Consider the following 15,221-nt stretch of genomic DNA (forward strand, 5'->3'; position numbering starts at 1 on the left):
GCCGTCGCGAGACGAGTACTCGCACGTCGTTCCGATGCCGACACGCCGAGCGACCGTTTCCCACGAGAGACCGATTTCATATCGCAGTATATCATTTATACCACGTGCGGACGGGGACACATCGGGCTTTTACCTCCCCACCGGCTACGGGTCGCCATGGTACAGAACGTCGCCCCGCTCGTCGCCGAGCTGGAGCCCGAGGACTTCCACCTGCTCTCGGGCGTCGAGCAGGGGATGCGCTTTTCCGAGTGGGTCCAGCGCTCGAAGATCCCGAAGTTCTCGCGACTCACCGCCGAGGAGGTCGACTACCGGCTGGACCGCTGTCTCGACCGGGGGCTGCTGGAACGCAAGACGATCCAGTACGAGGGCTACAAGCTGCAGTTCGAGGGCTACGACGCGCTCGCGCTGCACACCTTCGCGGAGCGGGACACCGTCACGGGTTTCGGCTCCTCGCTGGGCGTCGGCAAGGAGTCCGACGTGTACGAGGTGCAGTCCTACCGCCCGATGGCGCTGAAGTACCACCGGGAGGGGTTCACCAACTTCCGCGAGGTGATGAAAGAGCGCGACTACACCTCCGACCGCGAGCACGTCTCCTGGCTCTACACCGCGCGCAAGGCCGCCGAACGCGAGTACGAGCGCCTCGAGGCGCTCTACCCCGACGTGTCGGTCCCCCGACCCATCGACCAGAACCGCCACGCCATCGTGATGGAGAAGATGGAGGGTGTCGAGCTCTCGCGGGCGAAACTCGACGACGCGCAGGTCGTCGGCGTGCTCGATCTGGTGCTCGCGGAGGTGAGCGAGGCCTACAACCAGGGGTTCGTCCACGCCGACATGAGCGAGTACAACGTGTTCGTCGACGAGAGCGGCGTCACGGTGTTCGACTGGCCGCAGGCCGTCGAGAGCGACCACGAGAACGCCGCCGAGTTCCTCGCGCGTGACGTTCGGAACATCGTCGGCTACTTCGCGCGGAAGTACCCGGCACAGGTACCGGATATCGACGAGGAGGCGGTCGTCGGCACCATCGAGTCGGGCGAGTTCGAGTCGGTCCGGGAGCACAGCGACTGAGTCGGTCGGTTTTTCGCTGCCGGTCTCGGTTTCGGGGCTCCCTCCGCGCACCGTGTGATACACTCCATTCTACGATACCAATTCGACGCGCTCGTTTCGGGTCCGGAACGTCACCCGGCCAGTGCTCCGGTCGACATCCCCAGCGTCGTGGTCGGTATTCCGTGTAGACCGCCCGACGAGCCGTCGAATGGAAGGTAGTATAAATAACTTCTCTCGGCTTTCCGAACCGGTGGGAGGACGGTCCGGTATTATGTCACTGCCCCCTGTTCGGAGTGGTATGACAGGACGAGACGACGCCGGCGGCCACAGCAGGCGGGAGCTGCTGACCGCCGGCGGTGCGGCGCTGGCGACGGCCGCCACCGCGTCGCTGTCGGGCTGTACCGCGGCGATGCCCCCGCTCGGACAGGAGATCCGGTACGGGCGGGTCGACGTTCCCCCGGCCGGTGACCCCGTCTACCGCCGCTGGGTCCCTCCTGTCGACGAGAGTGCCGACAGGAACAGCCCGCTCTGGGACGACCTCATGGTCACGACACCACGACAGACCGGGAGCGACGCGGTCGACCGTGTCCACGTCGGTCGCGGCTTCCTCAAGTCGAGCATGGACTACTTCGGCCTCGGCTACGACAACTACGACCGCATCATCGGGAACCTCGTGACGCTGGTCGCGGAGGTCGACGTCGACCGCGCGACCGTCGACGAGACGCTGCTCGGAAGCGGCTACGAGGCACAGGGGTCCTACGGAGCGTTCGAGATGTACGGACGCTCCGATCTCCCGCGGACCGTGGCCGTCGGCGACGAGGCCATCGTCTTCTCCCGCTCGTCCCACCACGAGACGGACGTTCGACGTATCGTCGACACCGGCTCGGGACGCATTCGACCGCGTCACACGCGGGACGAGCAGTTCGCCAGGGTGACCGAGGCCGCGGGTGCACACCCGTTCACGTGGACCGGCTCGGTTCCGTTCCAGGACTGGGAGTCGCTCGACATGTGGGCGATGTCGACTGTGTACGACGACTCGGCGGCGTACTTCGTCCACACCCTGCTGTTCCCCGAGAACGACGTGCCCACCATGAGCCGCATCAAGGAGGAGATGGCGGATGTGCAACGAGCCATCGACGCCCACTCCGTCGACATCTCGCTGGAGGGGGCCCTCGCGACCATCGAGATGCACCAGCCGCTCGAACGCTACTTCCAGGACCTCGACGTGAACCGCCTCAACCCCCAGATAACGTGGGGGCTCGACCACGACACCGACGCCGGAACCGTGACGATTCGCCACGACGCCGGCGACGCCGTGCGTGCGGAGCTGCTGACTGTGTACGTCGACGGGTCGAACGGGGGCGAGGACGTGGCTCCGTCACAGTTCGCCGACGAGTACACGACGGTCACGTCCGGCGACTCGCTCACCGTCGAGGTCGGCGGGCTGGACGAGTCCGTCCGGCTCGTCTTCGAGAGTTCGGACGGCGACACGATGATGACGCTCGTCGATTACGACCTGGATGGTCCGGACGGGTGAACCGGTCGTCGTCCGGAGCGTCGCGGTCCTTTCACAGGTCGACACAGTCCCGAAATCTATAGCTTCCCACCGAAAGACAGGATGGACGTGAGTGAGGAACCGACTCTGGAGACCGTCGTCGGCCTGCTCGACGACCAGTACGCACGCACCATCCTCACCGCGGTCAGCACCGAACACATGTCCGCAACAGAACTCGCCGACCACTGCGACTGCTCGCTCCCGACGGCGTACCGCCGCCTCGAACGACTGGAGGCCGCCGGCCTCGTCGCCGAACGGACCCGCCCCCGGACCGACGGACATCACGACACCGTCTACGCCGCGACGCTCGACCAGGTGGCCATCCGCCTCCGCGACGGCCAGCTCCAGCTGACGGTCGAACGGCGCGACGACGACCCCGCCGGCCGACTCGCGGACCTCTGGGGTGACCTCTGAGATGGTCGGCTTCGCGTTCACGACCGTCGAACTCGCCGTCATCGCGGCGGCCTCGCTGTCGACGCTGGTCGGCCTCTACATCGGCTACCAGGCGTTCCGCGCACTCGGACGGTACGACAACCGGCCGATGTGGTACCTCTCCGTCGGGCTCATCGTCCTGACCGCGGTCACCTACAGCGTCGCGTTCGTCGGGACCGTCCTGCTGCAGGGGCGCGTGCTCCCGCTGCCGTACCAGGACTACTTCAGACTCGGGGTGCGGGTGCTCCAGCTGGCCGGACTCCTCTGTATCGCCTACTCGCTGCACATCCGCGAATGACGGCCACGATACCTCCGAGGAATAAATCCTCACGGACAAATTACTAAGAATTGGTAAGTTATTAGCCCAGCCGTCTCGTTTTCGTGAAGCATGGACGACGAACGGTCACCGAAGCGGTTCGAGACGCTCGCAGTCGCACACGGCGAGGAGGCCACCCCCGGCGCGCCGGACGTCGGGGACGTGGTCTCGCCGATCCACCTCTCCTCGACGTTCGCGCTCCCGGGACTGGACACGGAGATGAGTCTCGAGGACGTGGACCCGTCGAAGGGCGAGTTCCTGTACTCCCGGCTCTCGAACCCGACCCGGCACGCCCTCGAGGAGCGGCTCGCGGCGCTCGAGGGCGGCGAGCACGCCTACGCGTTCTCCTCGGGCACGGCCGCCATCTTCACGAGCGTCCTCGCGGTCGTCGAGCCGGGCGACCACGTCGTCGCCTTCGACGACCTCTACGCCGGCACCCGTCGGATGTTCGAGAACACCTTCCGGGACCGTCTCGCCGTCGACGTGTCGTTCGTCGACGCGACCGACACCGACAACGTCGCGGACGCGATGACCGACGAGACCGCACTCGTCTGGATGGAGACGCCGACGAACCCCCGGATGAAGCTCTGTGACCTCGCGGCCATCGCCGAGGTCGCCGACCGCCACGACGCGGTCCTCGGCGTCGACAACACGTTCATGAGCCCGTACTTCCAGGCACCGCTGGCTCTCGGCGCGGACCTCGTCGCGCACTCGACGACGAAGTTCATCAACGGACACTCGGACTCCATCGGCGGTGCGGTCGTCACGAACGACGACGCCATCGCCGACGAGGTCGTCTTCCTGCAGCAGGTCGGCATCGGGGACATGCTCTCGCCGTTCGACAGCTACCTCGTCCTCCGGGGGACGAAGACGCTCCCGATGCGGATGCGCCAGCACGAGGCCAACGCCACCGCCATCGCCGAGTACCTCGAAGACCACGAGCTCGTCGAGTCGGTGTACTACCCGGGGCTCCCGAGTCACCCGCAGCACGAGCTCGCGAGCGAGCAGATGTCGGGCTACGGCGGCGTCCTCAGCTTCGAGCTGGCCGGCGGCCTGGAGGACGCGAAGGCGTTCTTAGAGCACCTCGAGACGTTCACGCTCGCCGTCTCGCTCGGCGGAGTCGAGTCGCTCGTCGAGCACCCGGCCGCGATGACCCACGAACCGGTCCCACGGGAGGAGCGAGAGGCGCTCGGTATCACCGACACGCTCATCCGCGTCTCCGTCGGCGTCGAACACGTCGACGACCTCGTCGACGACCTCGAACGCGGGTTCGCGGTGCTCGAAGACCGGGTCGCCACCGCGGACTGAGACAGCCACACCGTCGCACTCGGCTTCGGTGCGGAGGGCGAAGCCTGCACTGACGGCCGACCAGCACCCCGGCGCTCCTTCGGAAGACCGATAGTCCTCCTGTTCGTCCTTCACTGTGACAAGCGATGCCATCCTCGTCCGATGCGCCCGGCGGACTGGAGACCGTCGCCGAGGTCCGCCTCTCGCACGACGAGTTCCTCCTCGGGGAGACCATCGGGAGCCATCCCGGACTGAACGTGGAGCTGACCGCACAGGCACCGACGCCCGACGGCGACTGGGTGGTCTTCCTCACGGCGACGGGGGCAGATGCACCCCGGGTCGACGAGGCACTCCATGCCGACTCGACCGTCGCAGACCCGACCCCCCTCACCGTGACGGAGAGCCACTGCGTCTACCGGGTCCGTGTCGTCGACGGCCTGCGCGTCTCCGGCATCCTCGGCGACCTCGGCTTCCGCGTGCTCGACGTCAGCAGCGACGACGGCGACTGGTGCTACCGGGTACAGGGTCCGGACCGGGCCGCCCTCACGGCGTTCTTCGACTACTGCCAGACGGTTGGAATCGGCTTCGAACTCGAACGCATCTACCGGGTTCCGGGGGCAGACAACCCGGCACCGCGCAGTCTCACGGACGCACAGGCCGAGGCACTCCGACTCGCGAACGAGGGCGGCTACTTCGCCGTCCCCCGCGAGATGACGCTCCGGGACCTCGCCGACGAGCTCGACATCTCCCGGCAGGCCGCCTCCGAGCGGCTCCGACGTGCCGTCGGCTCGCTGCTCGCGGAGACGTTCTGAATCGAAACGGTTTCACTGGCGACCCTCCGAGTCCCGGTCGTGTCCGACGACGCCAGGCAGTTCTACGCGCTCTACCTCGCCCGCTTCGCCACCGGCTTCGGCTTCGTCACGCTGGCGACCCTGCTACCGACCTACATCACCCTGTTCGACCCATCGGGGTTCGTCATCGGCCTGTTCACGACGGCGTTCACCCTCGCCCAGACCGTCGCCGTCGTCCCGCTCGCGTGGGCTGGCGACCGGTACGACAAGCGTACCGTGCTCGTCGCGAGCCTGCTCGTCGGCATCGTCGCCTACGCCGGCTTCGGGGCCATCGCGCTGTTCGACGGTGCGAGCCTCGAGTTCATCGCGGCCCGCGCGGTCCAGGGCATCGCCGTCACCGGCTCCGGGCTGATGACGCTCTCGCTCGTCGGCGAGCGCTCCGCCTACGACGAGCGCGCGAGCCGCATCGGCACCGCCAACGCCGCCCGGTTCGCGGCGGCCATCGTCGGCGGGCTCGCCGCGGGCGTGGTCTACGACGCCTTCGGCTTCACGCCCATCTACACCACCATCGTCGTGCTGCTCGCCGCGGTGACGCTGTGGCTCTGGCTCGATCTCGAACCCGACGACACCCGCATCGAGGGCTTTCCGTTCTCCGACCTCGCGCTGAACGAGCGCATCCTCACGCTTTCGAGCTTCCGCGCGCAGTACGCCTTCGCGGTGACGCTCGTCCGGACGTGGGTGCCGATCTACGCCGGCGTCACCGTCGCACAGGGCGGGCTCGGCTACGAGTCGGCGTTCGTCGTCAGCGTCGTCCTCATCTCCGAGAAGACGACGAACATGCTGCTCCAGCCCTACACCGGACGGCTCTCCGACCGGTTCAACCGCTCCTTCTTCGTCTTCTTCGGCGGCGCGATGTACGCCACGGTCGCCGTGCTCGTGCCGTTCTCGCCGTTCCTCGGCGGCTGGCTCGGGCTCCCGACCTCGTACCCGGTCGTCGGGTCGCTGTCGGCGGCGTTCCCCGTCGTCGTCGGCCTGAACATGCTGCTCGGGGTGGCCGACTCCTTCCGCGAGCCCGCGAGCATGGCGCTGTTCGCCGACGAGGGCAGCGACGGGGCGGGCGTCGCCTCCAGCTTCGGGGTGCGAGAGCTCGTCTGGCGGCCCGGGAGCGTGCTCGCGCCGATGCTCGGCGGCTTCCTCATGACCGGCCCCGGCATGCACTGGGTGTTCCTCGTCGGTGGCGGGTTCGCACTGACCGGCGTCGTCGCCTTCCTCGGCGCGACGTGGTACACCGAGGGCTACGGCGCGATGACCGACTTCGGTGTCGACGGGACGGCTATCGACCCGTAGCGCCCCCCGAACGCGGGGCCACCGGTCCTACACCCGTGGGACGTACTCCATCTCCGTCGCGACCGCGTCACCCACCTCGTCCCCGCACTCCCGGCGGACGATGTAGAGCGCCAGGTCCAGCCCCGCGGTGACGCCGCCGCAGGTGAGTACGTCGCCGTCGTCGACGATGCGCTCCTCCCGCACGTCGGCGAACACCGAGAGGTCGTCCATCGCGCTCTGGTGTGTCGTCGCCGGGCGGTTCGTCAGCACGCCCGCCGCCGCGAGCAGCATCGCGCCGGTGCAGACGCTCGCCAGCTGTGTCGTCGGGGCGAGCGTGCGGAGCACGTCGGGGACGGTGCCATCGTCGAACTCCCGGCGCGCACCCGGGGCGTCACCGTCGCTCCAGCCGCCGCCCGGGACGAGTACCAGGTCCGGGTCCACGTCCTCCAGCGCGGCGTCGGGCTCGACACGGAGCCCGTGACTGGCCGTCACCGTCGCTGCACCGTCGACGGTCACCAGCGTCGCACTCATCTCACCGCCCAGCTCGCCGGCGGTCTGGAACACCTCGTACGGTCCCACTGCATCCAGTTCGTCGAACCCCTCGAACAACACGATCGCGACGTTCATAGCTCGACTAGGAGTGTAACGCTCTTATCTGTCGGGGACGATTTTCCGGCCATGACCGACGACGACACGAAGGACAACGTGGTTCCGGGCTCCGAGGAGGAGCTCGCCACACCCGACGTTCGCGGCTACGACTTCACAGGCGAGTTCGACCTCGGCGAGCTGCTCGCGAGCTACGAGACCACCGGCTTCCAGGCGACCCACCTCGCGGAGGCCATCGACATCGTGAAACGGATGCGCGACGAGGGCGCGACGATCTACTGCACCTACACCTCGAACATCGTCTCCTCGGGCCTGCGCGAGACGCTCGCGTACCTCGCCCGGGAGGACCTCGTCGACGTGATGATAACCACCTCCGGCTCCATCACCGAGGACGTCATCAAGACCGAGAGGCCGTTCAAGATGGGCGAGTGGGACGTCGACGAGGCCGCGATGCGCGAGCGCGGCATCAACAGGCTGGGGAACATCTTCGTCCCCTCGGACCGCTACGTCTGGCTGGAGGAGTACCTCAACGACTTCTTCCCCGACTTCTTCGCCGAGGAGAAGGTCCGCACGCCCGTCGAGTTCTCGCGGGAGCTCGGCGAGACCATCGACGACGAGCACTCCATCCTGGCCAACGCCGCCGACAACGACATCCCCATCTTCTGTCCGGCGCTCACCGACGCCGAGGTCGGCAACTTCCTCTACTACTACAAGCAGGGCTACGACAGCGAGGTCGGCATCGAGATCCTCCAGGACTACGACGACCTCATCGAGGAGGGCCTGCTCGCGGACAAGACCGGCCTCGTCGTCATCGGCGGGGGCATCCCGAAGCACCACGCCATCATGACGAACCTGTTCCGCGGTGGCGCGGACTACGCGGTCTACATCTCGACCGGCGTCGAGGGCGACGGCTCGCTCTCCGGTGCGCCGCCGGACGAGGCCGTCTCGTGGGGGAAGATCAAGGAGGAGGCGACGAACCACGTCGAGGTGAAGGCGGAGGCGACGCTCGTCACGCCGCTGCTGGTCGCGGAAGCGTTCAAGAAGTACGAGCCGGAGCCGGTCGAAGACGGAGCGGAGGCGACCGCCGCCGACGACTGACGCCCGCTAATCCTCCAGCAGTTCGTCGTCCCCGAACTCCTCGCGGAGCCGGCGGAGGTACTCGCGCTGCCGGTCGAGCTTCGGCGGTCGCTCCGCGTAGGTGTCCTCGAAGATGTCGTCCGGGTCCGGCTCGAACGACTCGGCCTCCTGCACCGCGGCCTCGATGCGCTCGTCGATGTCGGCCTCGAGGGCGTCGACGCCCTCCTCGTCGATGCGACCGCTCTCGAGCATGAACGACTCCAGCCGCGGCACCGGGTCGTACTGCTTCCACTCCTCGGTTCGCGCCTCGTCGCGGTAGACACCGGGGTCGTCGGAGGTCGAGTGTGCGCCGAGGCGGTACTGGATGGCCTCGATCAGTGTCGGGCGCTTCTCCCCGTCGATGGGGTCGCGTGCGCCGTCGACGGCGTCGCGGGTCACCTCGTAGACGGCGAGAGGGTCCATCCCGTCGACGCGGACGCCGTCGAAGCCGTAGGCGGTGGCCTTCTGGGCGATGGTCTCGCTGGCGGTCTGCTTCTCCCGCGGGACCGAGATGGCCCACTGGTTGTTGTTGCAGAAGAAGACGACGGGCGCGTCGAACACGCCGGCGAAGTTCATCCCCTCGTGGAAGTCGCCCTCGCTCGTCGCGCCGTCGCCGAAGTGGACGAGCGAGACGCGCGTGTCGCCGTCGAGCCGGGAGGCCCAGCCGTGGCCGACGGCGTGGGGGACCTGCGTCGCGATGGGGTTGGCGACCGGGAACACGTTCCGGTCGTGGAGGCTGGCGTTGCCGGACTCGGAGCCCATCCAGTACTCGAGGTTCGCCGCCATGGGCGCGCCGCGGGCCAGCATCGCGCCGTTCTCGCGGTAGGAGGGGAACAGCCAGTCCTCGTCGTCGAGCGCGTGGACGCTCGCGACCTGTGCGCCCTCCTGCCCGTAGATGGGTGGGTAGGTGCCCATCCGGCCCTGCCGCTGGAGGGAGACGGCCTTGCGGTCGAACTGTCGGGCGAGTTTGAGGTCCTCGTAGAGGTCCCGGAGGGCGTCGTCGGAGAGCGGGACGGATGCCCCGTCGGCCAGGGAGCCGTCGACGTCGAGCACCCGGTGAACGTCGTCATCGTCGGTAGTGATGCCCAGAGACATGCGAAGCTACCTGAAACCATGGCAGTATCTGCGATAAAACTGCCGCCGGGCAGCGTCGCTGGTGGACGTGTGGCGAGCAGGCGACGCGTGAGCCGCCGTGGAACGACCTCGGTGGCGGCGTCGTCGCACACGGACGCGTCGCACACCCGCTGGCCCGCGTGCGGTGGCGGTCAGGGCACGCCGGGTCTGGTCCCGGCATCGCTCATAAAGGTCGGGTGGCCGGAACCCCGACGGTTAACGCACGGCGGCGCGTACGTCGTGGCAGTGACAGAGCTCGACCCTGCGTTCGAACGCGCCATCGCGGCGTTCCCCGACAGCCCCGAGTGGCACGAGCTCGGCGTCGACCGGGCGAGGGAGCTGGAGGCGGAGCTGTTCTCGCGGTCGGCCGACGGCGATGTGGAGACGACCGACCGAATCGTCGATACGGCGAGCGGGGGGACGGTTCCGAGCCGCGTGTACCGGCCGTCCGGGGTCGACGACCCGGCACCGGCGCTCGTGTTCGCCCACGGCGGCGGCTTCGTCCTCGGGACGCTCGACTCCGCGGACGACCTCGCACGGCGGCTGGCGGCGACCACCGGGAGCGTCGTCGTCTCGGTCGACTACCGGCTGGCACCGGAGCACCCGTGTCCGGCCGGCCTGGACGACGTGACGGCCGTCCTCGAGTGGACCGTCGAGTCGGCGGCCGACCTCGGCGTCGACGCCGAACGTGTCGGCGTCGCGGGCTCCAGTGCGGGCGCGAACCTCGCCGCACTGGGCGCCCGACGGGCCGACGTGGCCGTCTCGATTGCCGTGCTGTTCTACCCGATGCTCGACCCGACGCTCGACGCGCCGTCCCACGAGGAGCACGCCGACGCCCCGCTGCTCACCCGGGACGACCTCGACTGGTTCTGGCGGCTCTACCGCGACGACGGGGCGATACCGGTGGACGACCCGCGGCTCTCGCCGCTTCCGGCTGTGGGCGAGGGACCGTCGTCGTTCGCCGACTCGCCGCCGACGGTCGTCGCTACCGCCGGCTGCGACCCGCTCCGGGACGACGGCGCGCGGTACGCCGACGCGCTGGCGGACACGGACGTGTCGGTCGAACGGCTCCACTATCCGGGTGCGCCCCACGGGTTCCTCTCGCTGGCGGACGCGGTGCCGGCGGCGGCCGACGCCTGGGACGACCTCGCAGCGGCCGTGCTGGCCCGTCGCTGATTGAATCGGTCTCGTGGTCCGGCGGTGGTGCGCGGGCCGCGTCACCCGGCGGTGCCGTTACGGTGCTCGACCGGGTACTGGTGGTATGAGCACACGAAGCGACGCCAAGCCCGTCCGACTCGCGGACGGGGACGAACTCGACGAGCTCCTCGCCGAGGAGCCACTCGTCCTCCTCGAGCTGTACACGAACGGCTGTGGCAAGTGCCAGGCGATGGAGCCGGTCATCGGCACGGTCGCCCGGGTCACCGACGCGACCGTCGCGATGGTCAACCCCGGCGACGACATGACGCTGCTCGACCGGTTCGAGGTCCGGAGCACGCCGACGTTCGTCCTCATCGCCGACGGCGAGCAGGTCGCGACGCTGGCCGACGGCTTCGTCGAGACCGACCGGATGGTCGCGTTCGTCGAGTCGGGCGGGGAGAGCGAGACGTGAACGGCGGGTCGGGTGCCGCGTGAACGCGTGTCGTAACACCGCTGTAACCTGCTTACACCGCCGTCCGAGAGCAGTTATGGGCGTCGCGCCCCGAGTGTGAGTCGAACCGCGGCGGCCCCGGTCGTCGCGTGACCACCACCCACCATGTCAGAAAAAGCGGAGTATCTCACGACGGTATCTGCGGACGAATCGTACGACCAGCTCCCCGACGAGGAGACGGTGCAGGCGACGGTCGAGAGCCTCGAGGCCCGCGGCTTCGACGTCGTCGTCGTCGACACCGCCGAGGAGGCGCGCGACGAACTCGTCGACGCCATCCCGGCCGGGGCGTCGGTGATGAACGGCCACTCGACGACGCTGGAGGAGATCGGCTTCGTCGACCACCTGAACGGCGACGGCCACGACTGGGAGAACCTCGCCGGGCAGGTCTGGGAGATCGACGACGACGCGGAGCGCCACCAGTTCCGCCGCGAGGCACAGGCCGCCGACTACTTCCTCGGGAGCGTCAACGCCATCGCGGAGACGGGCGAGCTCGTCGCGGCCGACGCCTCGGGCAGCCGGGTCGGTGCGTACCCGTTCGCGGCCGGCAACCTGCTGCTCGTCTCGGGCGTGAACAAGATCGTGGACGACCTCGACGCCGCCCTCGACCGCGTCGAGGAGTTCGTCTTCCCGCTGGAGGACGCCCGTGCACAGGACGCCTACGGCGCTGGCTCGGTCGTCGCCAAGCAGCTCATCTACCGCCAGGAGAACGAGGCGGGCCGGACGACGGTCGTGCTCGTGCGCGACGACCTCGGCTACTGAGCCGGCTCGCATCGCGACCTGGCAACGCGTCTGATTTTATGTGTCGTGCCTCGGTAGGGGAGCGTATGGAGGACGTGGACTTCGACGAGCTCGTGGCGTCGCTGACGCTGCGGGAGGAGAACCAGTCGGTGAAGAGCTACCAGAACACGGTCGCGGTCGCCTGTCCGGCCTGCGAGGAGCCGTTCGACGACCTCGTCGTCTGCAAGGAGAACCCGACGAGCCTGAACCTCTCGAAGCAGCTCGACCTCTGTGTCGGCACGGTCGACGACCAGGCGGTCATCTTCACGCACAAGCAGTAGCTCAGAGTATCGTGGCCACGTCGCCGAGCGAGTCGATGACGTGGTCGGGCTCGACGCCGGAGCCACCGATCTCCTCGCGTCGGGTCGCACCCGTGAGCACCAGCGCCGTCTCCATCCCGGCGCGTTCGCCCATCAGGATGTCGGTATGGAGGTTGTCCCCGACGACGAGACAGTCGCTGGGGGCGACATCGAGGCGTTCGGTGACGGCGTCGGCCATGTGCTCCGACGGCTTGCCGACGACCAGCGGGTCGCGCCCGGTCATCCCCTCGATGGCCCCGATGGTACAGCCCGCACCGGGTTTCAGTCCGTCCTCCGTGGGGAACGTCCGGTCGGTGTTCGTCGCGACGAACAGCGTCCCCGGGTCGAACGCCCAGAGCGTCTCGGTGAGGAGGTCGAAGTCGATGTCGTAGGCCTTCCCGGCGGCGACCACGTCCGCGGGCTCCCGCTTGGTCGGTCGCGATTCCGGGTCCGGCTCGGAGACGACGGTCAGTCCCGCCCGCCGAATCTCGTCGTAGAGCACCTCGGAGCCGACGACGTACACGTCGGCGTCCGGGTGGTGCTCGGCGAGGTACGTCGCCGTCGCCGAGGCCGCGGTCGAGAGCCCGCCCACGTCGCCCGGGATGCCCATCGAGTCGAGCGTCTCGGGGAACGTCTCGCGGTCGACACCCGTGCTGTTCGTGACGAACTGGACGGCGAGCCCGGCGTCGACGAGGGCGTCGATGCCCGCGGCCGCGCCCGGGATCACCGCCTCGCCGCGCCAGACGGTCCCGTCGAGGTCGACGATTGCCGCGCGTCGTGTCATCGGGTGGGACTTGTGGCGGTGGGGACGTAACGCTTCCCGGTCAGCGCGCCGTCGCCAGCTCCGACAGCGGCGCGGCCACCTCGCGCGACGGCGTCTCGAACTCCCTGTGGAGCACGCCCGCGAGGTGCTCCAGCGAGTCGACGACGCGCGGCCCGGGACGGTTCAGGAAGTGGTTGCCGTCGATGGCCCAGACGTCGCCGTCCTGGACGGCCGTCAGCTCCCCCCAGCCGGGCCGGTCTGTCAGGTCCGACAGGTTCTCGCGGGTCTGGTCGAGGTCGTAGCCACAGGGCGCGACGACCAGTCCCTCGGGGTCGTACGCGCGCACGTCGGCCCACTCCCGCGGCGTGGAGGCGTCGCCGGGGTCGGCCATGCCGTACTCGCAGTTCGCCCACTCGACGAGCTCGGGCACCCAGTGACCCGCGACCATGGCGGGGTCGGTCCAGTCGAGCACCGCCACTCGTTTCGGCTCGCAGTCGGCTGCGCGGTCGCGGACCGCCTCGACGCGCTCGCGGAGGGAGGCGACGAGGTCGCGGGCCTCGGCCTCGCGGCCGAGCGCCGCGCCCACCGACCGCACGTCGTCGAACACGTCGCCGACGCTGTGGGGGTCCGTCGTCAGCACCTCGGGGTTCGCGTCGATCTCCCGAACCGCGTCCTCGACGAGCACCTCGTCGACGGCGCAGACGTCGCAGACGCCCTGCGTGACGACGAGGTCCGGGTCGAGCTCGTCCAGCAGCTCGACGTCGATGCCGTAGACGCCGCCCGATTCCTCGGCTTCCTGCACCTGCCGGTCGATCTCGGCGGTCGAGGCGTCGGCGTCGATGCGGCTGTACTCGACGGCGGGCAGGTCGACGGCCGCGGGCGGGTAGTCGCACTCGTGGGACACCCCGACGGGCTCCACACCGAGCGCGAAGACGACCTCCGTTGCGGAGGGGAGCAGCGTCACGACGTTCATACCCGGGGTTGGGGGCGGTGGCAGTATAAATCGCCGGTCCGGAACGCGTTACAGCAGCCCGACGACGACCACGACCAGGCCGCCGGCGACCATCAACAGCGCGCCGCGGCGTCGCTGGGACACCTCGTCGTCCGACACCGCGACCGCGTCGAGGTCCGCGACACCTTCCATCCGGGCGCTCAGCCAGACCGCGAGTATCTCCGCGTGGGCCACGTACGTCGCGCCGACGGCGGCGAGAAAGAGCCCGATGACCGCGGTGCGCGTCGCCGTCGCGTCGAGCCCCAGCGCGGACACCGACGCGCCGGTCGCGACGACGGCGACGACGAGCGCGCCGAAGCCGACGATGACGCCGGCGAGGCTCCACTTCGCACGGGTGAGCGCCTGTTCCCTGCTCATGTTCGGGGCGTGACGCCCCGGCGGTTTAGCCCTGCCGAAGCGTGGTCGACGGCGGGGAACGGCGGTGGGCTCGGAGCCTGTCGAGACCCGTACCCCAGACTTTTGCCGTTGCCAACGGTTACAGGACGTATGCATCGGCGAGCCCTCCTCTCGACGGTCGCCGCCGCGGGCGCGGCCGGTCTCGGCGGTTGCCTCGCGTCGGTCGGCATCGGGACCAGCGGTCCCGCGAACCCTGTCGACGACGAGGAGCGACGCATCTCGCTGCTCGGTGTCGATTCGGTCCCCGACGAGTCGGGCCTGCAGATCGACGTCCGGGTCCTCGACGACCGCATCACCGTCTCGGAGACGGCCGAAATCGTGGTCGAGACGACGGTGGTCGGCGACACCACGGTGCTGCCGGTCACGCAGGGGTCGTGCGCGATACTCAACCGTCGGACCTGTTCGAGCGCCCCGCGCGGGCTGTGGCTGGAATCCACGGACGGGGCCGGTGGGACCGCGACGCCGGACGGCGAGGGCTGGGTGCGACGGGGGCTCCCGACTGGTGAGCAGGGGTTCGGCGGCTACGGCTGTCGCCGGGTCGAGTACCAGCCGGGCGAGTCGGTCCGGAACACGTTCGCGGTGTGGGACGACGGCCGGGTCGACGGCTACCTCGACCCCGGCGAGTACCGTTGGGGCGAGGACGTCTCGGTTCGCTCCGCGTCGTCGGACTCTGAGGAGTTCCGCGGTTTCGACTGGGGGTTCTCGCTCGAACTCACCCGCGTCGAACGCGAGTAACGGAG

Annotated in this window: 18 protein-coding genes; 13 read left to right on the top strand and 5 right to left on the bottom strand. The window is 69.0% G+C overall.

The features are described from left to right. Nucleotides 1–156 precede the first annotated feature (156 nt). From NO345_RS08570 to NO345_RS08600, 7 genes are all read left to right on the top strand, one after another. A complete protein-coding gene (locus NO345_RS08570) occupies nt 157–1,065 on the top strand; it encodes a serine/threonine-protein kinase RIO2 (protein WP_256298324.1) in 909 nt (302 codons plus the stop codon). Between the two features lie 277 nt (nt 1,066–1,342). Beyond that, complete coding sequence (locus NO345_RS08575; protein WP_256298326.1) at nt 1,343–2,581, top strand: hypothetical protein; 1,239 nt, start codon at nt 1,343–1,345, stop codon at nt 2,579–2,581. Between the two features lie 81 nt (nt 2,582–2,662). Beyond that, the gene (locus NO345_RS08580) at nt 2,663–3,013 is read left to right on the top strand and encodes a winged helix-turn-helix domain-containing protein (protein WP_256298328.1); all 351 of its coding nucleotides are present in this window, start codon (nt 2,663–2,665) and stop codon (nt 3,011–3,013) included. Beyond that, nucleotides 3,003–3,329 (top strand): DUF7521 family protein, encoded by a 327-nt coding sequence (locus NO345_RS08585; protein ID WP_368407856.1) that lies wholly within the window; start codon nt 3,003–3,005, stop codon nt 3,327–3,329. Before NO345_RS08580 ends, NO345_RS08585 begins: the two co-directional genes overlap by 11 nt. Before the next feature lie 90 nt (nt 3,330–3,419). Next, on the top strand, nt 3,420–4,655 hold the full coding sequence (locus NO345_RS08590) for a trans-sulfuration enzyme family protein (RefSeq protein ID WP_256298329.1): 1,236 nt from the start codon (nt 3,420–3,422) through the stop codon (nt 4,653–4,655). 125 nt (nt 4,656–4,780) lie between these two features. Next, nucleotides 4,781–5,446, top strand: coding sequence for a helix-turn-helix domain-containing protein (locus NO345_RS08595; protein ID WP_256298331.1), 666 nt, complete (start codon nt 4,781–4,783; stop codon nt 5,444–5,446). A 39-nt stretch (nt 5,447–5,485) separates the two neighbouring features. Next, on the top strand, nt 5,486–6,772 hold the full coding sequence (locus tag NO345_RS08600) for an MFS transporter (protein ID WP_256298333.1): 1,287 nt from the start codon (nt 5,486–5,488) through the stop codon (nt 6,770–6,772). A 27-nt stretch (nt 6,773–6,799) separates the two neighbouring features. On the opposite strand, the gene NO345_RS08605 is transcribed toward NO345_RS08600, so the two are convergent. Then, the gene (locus NO345_RS08605; protein WP_256298335.1) at nt 6,800–7,378 is read right to left on the bottom strand and encodes a DJ-1/PfpI family protein; all 579 of its coding nucleotides are present in this window, start codon (nt 7,376–7,378) and stop codon (nt 6,800–6,802) included. A 51-nt stretch (nt 7,379–7,429) separates the two neighbouring features. On the opposite strand from NO345_RS08605, the gene NO345_RS08610 reads away from it, so the two are divergent. Continuing rightward, nucleotides 7,430–8,455 carry a deoxyhypusine synthase gene (locus NO345_RS08610; RefSeq protein ID WP_256298337.1) on the top strand — a complete coding sequence of 342 codons (1,026 nt, stop codon included), beginning with the start codon at nt 7,430–7,432 and terminating at the stop codon, nt 8,453–8,455. A gap of 6 nt (nt 8,456–8,461) precedes the next feature. Here the strand turns inward: NO345_RS08610 and pdhA are convergent, their stop codons facing one another. Beyond that, complete coding sequence (gene pdhA, locus NO345_RS08615; RefSeq protein ID WP_256298339.1) at nt 8,462–9,568, bottom strand: pyruvate dehydrogenase (acetyl-transferring) E1 component subunit alpha; 1,107 nt, start codon at nt 9,566–9,568, stop codon at nt 8,462–8,464. Between the two features lie 264 nt (nt 9,569–9,832). Between pdhA and NO345_RS08620 the strand changes: the two genes are divergently transcribed. The 4 genes from NO345_RS08620 (at nt 9,833) to NO345_RS08635 (ending at nt 12,292) form a co-directional block, all read left to right on the top strand. Further along, the gene (locus NO345_RS08620) at nt 9,833–10,762 is read left to right on the top strand and encodes an alpha/beta hydrolase (protein ID WP_256298340.1); all 930 of its coding nucleotides are present in this window, start codon (nt 9,833–9,835) and stop codon (nt 10,760–10,762) included. 85 nt (nt 10,763–10,847) lie between these two features. Beyond that, complete coding sequence (locus NO345_RS08625; RefSeq protein ID WP_256298342.1) at nt 10,848–11,195, top strand: thioredoxin family protein; 348 nt, start codon at nt 10,848–10,850, stop codon at nt 11,193–11,195. A 144-nt stretch (nt 11,196–11,339) separates the two neighbouring features. Beyond that, a complete protein-coding gene (locus tag NO345_RS08630; protein WP_256298344.1) occupies nt 11,340–11,993 on the top strand; it encodes a lactate utilization protein in 654 nt (217 codons plus the stop codon). A 65-nt stretch (nt 11,994–12,058) separates the two neighbouring features. Then, a complete protein-coding gene (locus NO345_RS08635) occupies nt 12,059–12,292 on the top strand; it encodes a DUF7385 family protein (RefSeq protein WP_256298346.1) in 234 nt (77 codons plus the stop codon). Between the two features lies 1 nt (nt 12,293). Here the strand turns inward: NO345_RS08635 and NO345_RS08640 are convergent, their stop codons facing one another. The 3 genes from NO345_RS08640 to NO345_RS08650 are packed head-to-tail and all read right to left on the bottom strand — an operon-like array spanning nt 12,294 to nt 14,442. Continuing rightward, a complete protein-coding gene (locus tag NO345_RS08640; RefSeq protein ID WP_256298348.1) occupies nt 12,294–13,094 on the bottom strand; it encodes an HAD-IIA family hydrolase in 801 nt (266 codons plus the stop codon). A 40-nt stretch (nt 13,095–13,134) separates the two neighbouring features. After that, on the bottom strand, nt 13,135–14,046 hold the full coding sequence (locus NO345_RS08645) for a cobalamin-binding protein (protein WP_256298350.1): 912 nt from the start codon (nt 14,044–14,046) through the stop codon (nt 13,135–13,137). 48 nt (nt 14,047–14,094) lie between these two features. Beyond that, nucleotides 14,095–14,442: a hypothetical protein gene (locus NO345_RS08650; protein ID WP_256298352.1), complete on the bottom strand. Its 348-nt coding sequence runs from the start codon at nt 14,440–14,442 to the stop codon at nt 14,095–14,097. A gap of 129 nt (nt 14,443–14,571) precedes the next feature. Here NO345_RS08650 and NO345_RS08655 point away from each other — a divergent pair, with 129 nt between their 5' ends. Next, nucleotides 14,572–15,216, top strand: a complete 645-nt coding sequence (locus tag NO345_RS08655; protein ID WP_256298354.1) for a hypothetical protein — start codon at nt 14,572–14,574, stop codon at nt 15,214–15,216. The last annotated feature ends 5 nt before the right edge of the window (nt 15,217–15,221 follow it).

Source organism: Haloarchaeobius salinus (assembly GCF_024464185.1).
GTDB lineage: Archaea > Halobacteriota > Halobacteria > Halobacteriales > Natrialbaceae > Haloarchaeobius > Haloarchaeobius salinus.